This window comes from Cupriavidus sp. WS, from assembly GCF_000395345.1.
Classification (GTDB): Bacteria; Pseudomonadota; Gammaproteobacteria; order Burkholderiales; family Burkholderiaceae; genus Cupriavidus; species Cupriavidus basilensis_B.
This window is the reverse complement of sequence record NZ_AQPL01000744.1, coordinates 1-673: the sequence shown is the minus strand read 5'-3', so window position 1 is coordinate 673 and position 673 is coordinate 1. Positions and strand designations below refer to the sequence as shown.

Below are 673 nucleotides of genomic sequence, written 5' to 3'. Positions count from 1 at the left end.
ACACAAAAAATCTGACAGGTTCATCTTTGATGCTCTTCGCGTGCAGCGCGCCAACATTCACAGCTCGTATGCACTAGCCAAGCTTCATTTCAAGCCTGATGACGAAGAGTTTCCACACTTCGAGAATAAGATTAACCAAGCCCTATCCCTCTTGGAAGGATGGAAGCGAAGCAACGAAAGGAACGCCGAAGCCCTCCGCGCGACCGTTTCGATTCTTGTCACAGAAGCTGAAGCAATCAGCCGAACGCTTCTAAAGAAGGAATGGGAGAAAATCAAGGGCGGTGAACCCGCGTATCGGAAAACGAAGGTCTGGGCGAAGAGAGGCGGGCTTATTGGGGCAGTATTGCTTCTCGTTCTCTTCGCCGCATCGGGCGTCATGGCCTTGCTGGACCACAAGGAACAGGCAGTTCGAGCTGAGTTTGCAAAGGCCGCAGAACTGGAAAAGCATATCGAACTGCCAAACCAGCGACCCGATACAGCTTGCCAAGCGCTACCCGCTCAACTCACCATTGTCCAGCAGAACAGCGACAATGGAGAGACTAAGGAGTACGTGCGCGGGCCGGCGCCGGTGGTGCAGAGGAGCTACAAGCCTCTTCGATGCTCACCTGTTAAGTAACTCGACGCCTCAGCAGAGCGAGTAAGTTGCATGACAGAACCTGTCAGATTTTTTGTG

General features: G+C 52.9%; 1 protein-coding gene. It reads left to right on the top strand.

The window, feature by feature from the left end:
• Positions 1-616, top strand: a 616-nt coding sequence (locus tag K206_RS44150) for a hypothetical protein (protein ID WP_196812988.1), incomplete at its 5' end; no start/stop codon positions are given.
• Between the last annotated feature and the right edge of the window lie 57 nt (positions 617-673).